The sequence below is a fragment of the Vibrio sp. CCUG 15886 genome (assembly GCF_028570825.1).
Taxonomy (GTDB): Bacteria; Pseudomonadota; Gammaproteobacteria; order Enterobacterales; family Vibrionaceae; genus Vibrio; species Vibrio vulnificus_B.
Window position 1 is genome coordinate 1 of the sequence record NZ_JAQQBT010000031.1, and the last position, 8,078, is coordinate 8,078.

Annotated in this window: 13 protein-coding genes; 2 read left to right on the forward strand and 11 right to left on the reverse strand. The window is 41.3% G+C overall.

The annotated features are described in order from the left end of the window. Positions 1-193: 193 nt before the first annotated feature. The 8 genes from PQQ36_RS22050 to PQQ36_RS22095 form a co-directional block, all read right to left on the reverse strand. Positions 194-640 (reverse strand): hypothetical protein, encoded by a 447-nt coding sequence (locus PQQ36_RS22050; protein ID WP_273662650.1) that lies wholly within the window; start codon positions 638-640, stop codon positions 194-196. A gap of 596 nt (positions 641-1,236) precedes the next feature. Next, positions 1,237-1,659 (reverse strand): bleomycin resistance protein, encoded by a 423-nt coding sequence (locus PQQ36_RS22060; protein ID WP_273662653.1) that lies wholly within the window; start codon positions 1,657-1,659, stop codon positions 1,237-1,239. A gap of 154 nt (positions 1,660-1,813) precedes the next feature. Next, complete coding sequence (locus tag PQQ36_RS22065) at positions 1,814-2,233, reverse strand: RDD family protein (RefSeq protein ID WP_045596084.1); 420 nt, start codon at positions 2,231-2,233, stop codon at positions 1,814-1,816. Positions 2,234-2,394: 161 nt separating this feature from the next. After that, a complete protein-coding gene (locus PQQ36_RS22070) occupies positions 2,395-2,985 on the reverse strand; it encodes a hypothetical protein (protein WP_273662655.1) in 591 nt (196 codons plus the stop codon). A 210-nt stretch (positions 2,986-3,195) separates the two neighbouring features. Beyond that, positions 3,196-4,182 (reverse strand): ATP-binding protein, encoded by a 987-nt coding sequence (locus tag PQQ36_RS22075; protein WP_198303705.1) that lies wholly within the window; start codon positions 4,180-4,182, stop codon positions 3,196-3,198. A 152-nt stretch (positions 4,183-4,334) separates the two neighbouring features. Then, positions 4,335-4,742 carry a hypothetical protein gene (locus PQQ36_RS22080; RefSeq protein WP_225465735.1) on the reverse strand — a complete coding sequence of 136 codons (408 nt, stop codon included), beginning with the start codon at positions 4,740-4,742 and terminating at the stop codon, positions 4,335-4,337. Positions 4,743-4,984: 242 nt separating this feature from the next. Next, positions 4,985-5,206, reverse strand: coding sequence for a VF530 family DNA-binding protein (locus tag PQQ36_RS22090; RefSeq protein ID WP_000076907.1), 222 nt, complete (start codon positions 5,204-5,206; stop codon positions 4,985-4,987). 228 nt (positions 5,207-5,434) lie between these two features. After that, a complete protein-coding gene (locus PQQ36_RS22095; protein ID WP_118893675.1) occupies positions 5,435-5,833 on the reverse strand; it encodes a hypothetical protein in 399 nt (132 codons plus the stop codon). Between the two features lie 195 nt (positions 5,834-6,028). On the opposite strand from PQQ36_RS22095, the gene PQQ36_RS22105 reads away from it, so the two are divergent. After that, positions 6,029-6,274 (forward strand): type II toxin-antitoxin system CcdA family antitoxin, encoded by a 246-nt coding sequence (locus tag PQQ36_RS22105; RefSeq protein WP_017420672.1) that lies wholly within the window; start codon positions 6,029-6,031, stop codon positions 6,272-6,274. Continuing rightward, entirely contained in the window at positions 6,274-6,591 is a 318-nt protein-coding gene (locus tag PQQ36_RS22110) for a CcdB family protein (RefSeq protein WP_060531527.1), read from the forward strand. The genes PQQ36_RS22105 and PQQ36_RS22110 overlap by 1 nt, the downstream gene beginning before the upstream one ends. Positions 6,592-6,718: 127 nt before the next feature. Here the strand turns inward: PQQ36_RS22110 and PQQ36_RS22115 are convergent, their stop codons facing one another. From PQQ36_RS22115 to PQQ36_RS22125, 3 genes are all read right to left on the reverse strand, one after another. Then, a complete protein-coding gene (locus PQQ36_RS22115) occupies positions 6,719-7,006 on the reverse strand; it encodes a type II toxin-antitoxin system RelE/ParE family toxin (RefSeq protein WP_130247680.1) in 288 nt (95 codons plus the stop codon). Then, positions 7,003-7,284, reverse strand: coding sequence for a type II toxin-antitoxin system Phd/YefM family antitoxin (locus PQQ36_RS22120; RefSeq protein ID WP_000086647.1), 282 nt, complete (start codon positions 7,282-7,284; stop codon positions 7,003-7,005). Before PQQ36_RS22120 ends, PQQ36_RS22115 begins: the two co-directional genes overlap by 4 nt. Before the next feature lie 199 nt (positions 7,285-7,483). Beyond that, on the reverse strand, positions 7,484-7,876 hold the full coding sequence (locus tag PQQ36_RS22125; protein ID WP_011080347.1) for a hypothetical protein: 393 nt from the start codon (positions 7,874-7,876) through the stop codon (positions 7,484-7,486). Positions 7,877-8,078 lie beyond the last annotated feature (202 nt).

The following is an 8,078-nucleotide window of genomic DNA, read 5'->3' on the forward strand; positions in this document are numbered from 1 at the left end:
ACTTGAAAAAGTGAACACTAGTATCATTTTCGCTAAATTTGACATATATAACTCCATTTAAATAAAAAGCCTAACGCTGCGTTAAGGGGTGAATGCCGCCTAAACCAACTTTCCGCAGACACTTTCACCACCCAAAATCACCGCATACCAAAAATGCCACGCGGCATGAATCCCTCTGAACGCCTTGTTATGTTTACCAAAACTTCACTAACCTAAACAACGATGAGTATTTACCTTCCTTCAAGTACTCAATGAGTTTTTCTCCAAAGCTACGCTGATCAATACCGGTTTTAGACATTAACATCTTCAAACCTTTTTCTGTCAGTACGCAGTTCGAAAAACCGAAGCGCTTCGGAGCCATGTCGTCTTCTGATGTTGATGTTCGTATATATTCTTCTTTAATCAAAAAAATAAGTGTCGATTGCGATGTCCAAAACTCTTGCTCTACCGGGTTATCTTTACCCATTGAGTATTCATCCCAACTATTGATAACATCTTGGTATGACTTAAACTTCCTTTCACCTTCGTAATCTTTTCCCTCAGCCCATCGCACATCTATGTCATACGGGTTAGGGAAAGTTTCATAAAGAAAAGCCAACCATAGACCGGCATAAAACTTAAATTGCTCGATATTTTTCATATAATCACTCCATCTCGGTAAACATAACGCCCAATTAACGTGTGAGCAGCGCAAACACTGAACTTAAACACTGCGCCGTAAACACTTAACTCAACCCGAAGTGAGAGCGCCAAGCGTTGCGAATCACTGTTGAATTGTTTGTTATGAGTGTTCTTTAAGTTGTTCACCAAAACGATTACTAGCGGTGCCAACATATGTCATGGCATTTAGTTCGAATATCTTGCCACATGTTGAGCACTGAAAAACACACCAAATGATATCTGGCCATTCCCCTGTCCTAATGGAATCGAAGTTTGTGTAGTAAGGCTCATCATTCAATGGAGTTTCCAATAATTCGCCGTTAGCAACGCAACCCCTTATCATTTCAAGAGCACTAGCTAGCTTTGAGGGTGTTGTAGGACGCCTTTCGTTTCTGTGCTTAGAACACTGTTTACAAAACTCTTTCATACATTTCTCTGAAACTCATAACGCTGCGTTAAGGGGTGAATGCCGTATAAACCAACTTTCCGCAGACCACTTTCACCACCAAAACTCGCCGCATACCAAAAATGCCACGCGGCATGAATCCCACTTGAACGCCTTGTTATAACGCAGTTTTAGACCTTAGGTTTTTCACCTAAGTACTGTGAAAACCTCAACAAATAACCGTCCGGATCTTGGACAAGGAACTCCTTTTGTCCAGACAAACACTCACCTACGTCGTACCAAGTTTCTTTTAGTTCTCTGAAGAGTTTAATATTTGAAGCCTTAACTCGTTCATACACCAGTGCAATATCAGAAAGCTCAATCTGAAAATTCACACCCCTTCCAAGTGGCCAAACCAACTCACCTGTCACCCATGCTTCATCGTGGATTTGCTCCAACATAATTTGAATTTGCTCAAGCTCAAGGTAAGCAAAATCTGGATCTTTTCTATGATTTCTAATTTTGAAGCCAATGATTTCACAATAAAAATCTATAGAGTTAGCAAAGTTTGATACCGACAACTCAGGCACCATGGGGTTCCAATATTCTTCCATTTCAATCCTTGATATGTGGCGTACTCAAATGCGTTATAACGCTGCGTTAAGGGGTGAATGCCGCACAAACCAACTTCCCGCAGACCACTTTCACCACCAAAACTCGCCGCATACCCAAAATGCCACGCGGCATGAATCCCTCTTGAACGCCTTGTTAGCTAAGTTTTATCACCATTGTGTTCGCCAATTTATCACCTAGCCGCTGTCTCTTTTTACCAAGTATAAATAGCGAGTCAATTGGCCCTAACAATGCACCTAATGCATTTCTAAAGATAGATTGAATGACGTTACAGTCTTGGCCAGTTCTAGCACTTTTTACTGATAAACCGACTAGCCGCTTACCCACACTCTGACCATTGGGCAAACAGTCACAAAATAGGAAATACGCAACGCTGAGTGAGACCGAGCCTATTCGAGCCGCCTCGACATCAACATCCATTTGAGTCAAAAGCCAAAGCGACAAAACAAAGATGAAACCTGTTATCACCAAATCTAGCCAATCGCCAACACACCTACGACCCGGACTTGCCAACAAGTGGTCGCATTGGACAAAAAATCCATTTCTCGAACTCAATTCCCTTTGCCTCTTTCAGATGTAATTTCGATAACTTAGCTAACGCCCGCTTAAGTGGTGAGCAACGCAATACGATGTTACCGCAGACCACCTAAATCACTAAATTTACCGCAAACCACAAATGCTACGCGTTGCGAATCCGTCTTAAAGCGTTTGTTATATTATTTTTCACAAAGATCCAACAAAGCTGCCTCAACGGATTCAAACGCACTCAATACAAAACTATCAGTTAGCATTAAGGTATTCCCATCCTCAAAATGAAGGCCGTCTATATCGCCTCTTTTAATTGCGGCGATCGTTTTGTTCTTCAGATTGAAGGTAGAATCAAGATCACCTTCTGCGTGCGCAAAGAAATTACGTAATGTACCCAGAAATGAAATGCTATCCCAATACCTCTTTCTTGGTTCTTCATTAAAGTCAACAACACTTAATTTGCTCAGATATTTTTTGCAACGAGCGACCCCGCCCGACTCAGACAAGTCAGTCACTGAGAAAGGTGATTTGTATTCTTTCTGCTTTGAATGACAGATTTTCATCATCGAGCTTTCTAGCATTGCATACAAAGTTAAGATTGTGGAAACTCGATGATTACGGTAGAAGAAGTGATCTAACTCTCGAATTTTATAGAGAAACACATCATTGTAATTTCCTTCTTCATCCTGTGTAGTCTCATATTCCAAGTTGTCTTTTTCTATTAGGGTTTCATATTCTTCTCGATGTAAATTCTCAACTTTTATAAACACGTCTTTCATGATGTTAATTCGAAAGAGCACAGTTTCTCGCCTTAGCCGCAATGTAAGCGGATTAAAGGGACTCTCAATGTGAAATTTAAACTGATGTTCCACCACTGCCTCCAAATAATATAACGCCGCATTAAGGTGTGAGCGACGCTTGGCTATACTTGAGCGAAGCGAAAATGCCAAGCGTTGCGAATCACTCTTAAATGCTTTGTTAGCCCGAAACTAAAAAAGCTTAGACATTGCTGAAGCTTTCCGCTCTATCCCGTCTACATTGGCTTCCTGCTCACCCGCTTTGATTATATCTTTTGCTAAACTCGAAAAATCTGAGGGTGACCGTGTAAGCCTAAAACCGAAGTATGTTCCATTAAAATTCAATGTACTTTCTTCAAGGTTAGATTCATAACCAATTAGTTTTGCACTGTTGCTCCCCAACGCATACCAACCAAAGCTTCTTGCAACTTCAGTTAGTACATACAAACCAAAACCAGAATTGTCGAAGGTGTTTTCTGCATCTGATAGTCGCGATGTTCTTGATACACCAGGTTTAATTGCTTGTTTTAATGCTTCTTGGTCAGTTATGTCTCCCAATGTCTCCCTAAGAGTGCAACCGATACCAACACCTTCATCTACAACGACAATTTCAACGGCTCCATCGAACCAACGTTGACCAAAAACATAACACTCCTCACAACCAGAGTGTTCAAATACATTTCGTATAATTTCTCGTAATGCATAGTTATACATCCGGTTATCTTGGTGTGTTTCCGGTTTTCCGGAAATCACCCTCGCTAGTCCCCGAACCTTTGACTGAATGTCTTCATACCATTGTTCAAGTGCATTTTCACCTTCACCTAATTCCGGTTTAGTAATTCTTGTGATTGGGATGTAAGTGCTTGAACCCCGAGCCTCTCCAACGCAATTCCCCGCTCCCATTAAAACAAAATCAAAGAAACCTATATGTTTAAGATATGAATGAGCAGATGAGTAGGTATCAACTCCTTTCTTTCGGGTTTTGAGACCTCGACGATGACGAGATCTAACCCAACTTCGTATTTTAGAACCAGCAACCAACATTGCGGTAGGTTTTGAGAACCTAATAGTCGAACAATCTAAACAGACATCATCAGTATCGATGTGTTTTTCTAACTCATTGAAAAATCCAGCCAACGTATCCCTATCGAAATACGTTGGTAAAGATATTGTTGTCACTTATCTACTCCTTTCATAACACCGCTTTAGGGCTAACGCCCAATTAAGGTGTGAGCAACGCAACCACGGAACGAAACCATACCACCCTAATCACAAAACCCAACGATGAAATGAAAAATGCCACGCGTTGGGAATCACTCTTAAATTGTTTGTTATACGACAGCTTGCGACAAGTCTTGCTCTACTTTTTTAAACGCTGTCAGCTCTTGCTCTGCTCTACCACTTGCTACCGTTACCCATTGCAAACCAACCTCATCTTGATGTTCAAACTCAATTTGAAGCTGATACTTTGAGCGAAAAATAGAGAGTAATAAAACCACTGGGAATGTGATGACTAGAGCTACAACTCCAGCATTGATATCAAATCCCCAAGGTGTAGCAAATGGCTCGAATAGCCATAAAATGCTTGAAGCTATAGCTGAAGTAACAGACGCCTTGACTAGATGCGAACTCAACTTGTTTTCAACTACTTTGACGCTCTTAATTTTGGAAAGCTCATAGCTATCCTCCCCGATAGACAGGCGACCATTAGCTATTGAAAAATCAGAGATATCATACATACCATTTCCTCGTTTGGGTTAAAGAGTTACAAAAAATATTCCCACAAACGATTCGATGAATATTAGCCATAAGAAAATGATATGCAACAAATTTTAACGCCGTACGTCGTATAACGCTGCGTTAAGGGGTGAATGCCGCTTAAACCAACCTTCTGCAGACCTCTTTCACCACAAAACTCACCGCAAACCAAAAATGCCACGCGGCATGAATCCCTCTTGAACGCCTTGTTATGCAAATGTTCTTAACGGCAAAACGTATCTATATACAAAGCCTCAACCTTGTCTCTCGCCCACTGGGTGCGACGCAAAAACTTAAGAGAAGATTTGATTGATGGATTGCTGTAAAAACAGTTAATTTGAATTTCTCTGTCTAACCCTTCCCAACCATAGTGCTCTTGTAAACGAACAAGGATTTTCTCTAAGGTTAATCCATGTAAAGGGTTGTTTGGTTGCTCTTGGCTCATCGCTTGGGTCCTAATAATACCGCTTAGTTTGGTCGCAGTTTACCAGAATGATGTAGCTAGTTAGCCAATTTATTTTCGCCAATAGCCTAGACCTGAGCACTGGAAAATCGGCTGATTTGAATATTTGCATAACGCCGCATTAAGGTGTGAGCAACGCTTGGCTATACTTGAGCGAAGCGAAAGCGCCAAGCGTTGCGAATCACTCTTAAATGCTTTGTTATAGAACAATTACTCCGAACCAGAAATACCAGTTTCGTGGTTGCTCCATATAACTTTATACCGCTCACATACTTCCAATGCCTCAGCATTTCCATATTTTGCATCAACTCTCAAATCGCTAAGTGCTTTGTTAGTTTTCCGACAAGTTTGCCACTTCCTTTGGAAGCCACCTAATCCAGAAACTGTAGTTAACAAAGCTGCCAACGCTGCAAAAATTGAAGGTAAATTGTTAACCTCAAAACTTAGCAAGCCATCAATTTCCAACATTAGAGCAGCTAAAGCACTTAAAATGGCAGCTCCATAAATTGCTATGTGATAACAACCAGTCCAAAACCTAGCCCAGCGCCAAATACACTTACGCTCTTTTTCTATTCGACAAATAAGCCCTTCGATATCATATTTTTCCATGAACTATCCTTGTTCTATAACGCTGCGTTAAGGGGTGAGTGCCGCCTAAACCAACCTTCCGCAAGCCACTTTCACCACCAAAACTCACCGCATACCAAAAATGCCACGCGGCATGAATCCCACTTAAACGCCTTGTTATATGCTTGTATTGCACCTATAATTTATGCGCACACACAATACGCACAGGTTGCTATCATGAGAAACGCATATAGTACGCAAGCACCAAAGAAAGCTACAAACTTAAGCTTAAACAGTGAGTTACTCGCTGAGGCTAAACGCTTAAATATAAACCTTTCGGCAACAATGGAAAAGGCACTTGAGAAAGAAGTGAGTCAACGCCTGAAAGCTGAATGGTTAGAGCAAAATGCTGATGCCATTAATGCTTGCAATGAGTTAACTGAAAACCACGGACTATTTTCTGATTCTTACCGAGTATTCTAATGCCACAATTTTCGCTATACAAAAACAACGATAAAAGCACTTCAACCGCATACCCATACTTTGTTGACGTTCAAAGTGAATTGCTTGATACATTGAACACTCGATTAGTTATTCCGCTAACGCCTACTACGTTGTTAGAGAAAAAAGCGCCCAGTCATCTATGCCCCGTAATCCATATTGATGAAGGTGACTTCGTAATTCTGACTCATCAAATGGCAAGTGTACCAACCAAAATGCTAAAAGAGCCTGTAAATGATCTAAGCACTTTTAGAGACGAGATCATCTCTGCTATCGACTTTCTGATTACTGGCATATAACGCCGCGTTAAGGGGTGAATGCCGCTCAAACCAACTTTCCGCAGACCACTTTCACCACAAAACTAACTGCATGCCAAAAATGCCACGCGGCATGAATCCCTCTTTAACGCTTTGTTATAACACAGTTTTACACGTCACTTTCAGATAAAATTTGACGACAGTTACGAACTGTTAGTATGCGAATTTCGTGGCTTAAACTGTAGATAATACGGTAATGGCCAAAGATGATTTCGCGATAATTCGTATGGGGCATTTCAGGAACAAACCGCCCCATTTCAGGCATACTTCCAAGGAGTTCAGTTTTATCAAAAACTTCGTTTACCCACCTCTCTGCCGCAGGTGGACTATCCAAAGAAATAAACTCCGCTGCATCACCTAGTTTCTGAAGTGCTAATGGAGACCAGACTACTTTCATTTCTTAATGCGCCCAAGTACTTGAGCACGCGCATCATCATTGGAAACACCGAGACCAGAAGCTAATTGAGCTTCAGCTGTGCGCATCTCTTCCAGTAATTCAATTTTCTCTTGCATTGCTTCATACTCAGCAACATCGAGAACAACAGCAACACCTTTGCCACGTTGCGTAATAACCAATGGACGACGAGTCTCATTGATTTGTTTGATGTATGAAGCTACACCGGCACGAAACTCAGACAAAGGCTGAATATCTTGATCGAAATGAATACGACTCATATTGAACTCCCATTAGTACAAAATAACGTACAAATAATAGTTCAACAGGCCATTTTGAGCAAGAAGTCAATTCTGTGTTATAACGCCCAATTAAGGGGTGAACAACGCCTCCACCCAACCTAACGCATTGTGCCATAAACACTAAATTTGAAGTAGAAGCAAAAGTGCCAAGCGTTGTGAATCCCTCTTAAATTGCTTGTTAGCTGGTTGTTTCCACAACATCGAAAGCTACCAAGTTGAAACTTGTTGCCTGAATAAACCACTCATGCCAAGGCATCGTTTCCTTAAAACCATCAAAGTGGAATGTACTCCCATCAAACTTCGCATTCATGATTTCATCAATCGGGTACTCTGGAATTTTGTGACTGACAGGTGCCACATCATTCAACCAAGTGAGGCTTTTTTCATTAGACACGTTGTATAGAGTCATCACCCCATTCTGAACAATTAGATCTTTTCCATTGGAACTTGGGTGCTCTTTGCTGATGAAAATACCACTGAGAACGATGATGATCTTGGAGTCAGTTCTGGAAACATCATTGATAGATACATCATGAAAGCTCATCTTCTCAAAGTCGGTATTAATTTCCATATAACCTCCTACCAGCTAACGCTGCGTTAAGGGGTGAATGCCGCCTAGACCAACCTTCCGCAGACCACTTTCACCACTAAAACTCACTGCATACCAAAAATGCCACGCGGCATGAATCCCTCTTAAACGCCTTGTTAGCTTAAATTATGTAGCACCAAGCCACACCGCCCCAAAACAGAATATTCAGAGTCCAAACCATAGC

Excerpts from the sequence above, each read along its gene's own strand:
- PQQ36_RS22115 (WP_130247680.1), bottom strand. The coding sequence starts at position 7,006 with ATGAAAGTAGTCTGGTCTCCATTAGCACTTCAGAAACTAGGTGATGCA.
- PQQ36_RS22060 (WP_273662653.1), bottom strand. The coding sequence starts at position 1,659 with ATGGAAGAATATTGGAACCCCATGGTGCCTGAGTTGTCGGTATCAAAC.
- PQQ36_RS22095 (WP_118893675.1), bottom strand. The coding sequence starts at position 5,833 with ATGGAAAAATATGATATCGAAGGGCTTATTTGTCGAATAGAAAAAGAG.
- PQQ36_RS22090 (WP_000076907.1), bottom strand. The coding sequence starts at position 5,206 with ATGAGCCAAGAGCAACCAAACAACCCTTTACATGGATTAACCTTAGAG.
- PQQ36_RS22105 (WP_017420672.1), top strand. The coding sequence starts at position 6,029 with ATGAGAAACGCATATAGTACGCAAGCACCAAAGAAAGCTACAAACTTA.
- PQQ36_RS22120 (WP_000086647.1), bottom strand. The coding sequence starts at position 7,284 with ATGAGTCGTATTCATTTCGATCAAGATATTCAGCCTTTGTCTGAGTTT.
- PQQ36_RS22110 (WP_060531527.1), top strand. The coding sequence starts at position 6,274 with ATGCCACAATTTTCGCTATACAAAAACAACGATAAAAGCACTTCAACC.
- PQQ36_RS22080 (WP_225465735.1), bottom strand. The coding sequence starts at position 4,742 with ATGTATGATATCTCTGATTTTTCAATAGCTAATGGTCGCCTGTCTATC.
- PQQ36_RS22125 (WP_011080347.1), bottom strand. The coding sequence starts at position 7,876 with ATGGAAATTAATACCGACTTTGAGAAGATGAGCTTTCATGATGTATCT.
- PQQ36_RS22070 (WP_273662655.1), bottom strand. The coding sequence starts at position 2,985 with ATGAAAGACGTGTTTATAAAAGTTGAGAATTTACATCGAGAAGAATAT.
- PQQ36_RS22050 (WP_273662650.1), bottom strand. The coding sequence starts at position 640 with ATGAAAAATATCGAGCAATTTAAGTTTTATGCCGGTCTATGGTTGGCT.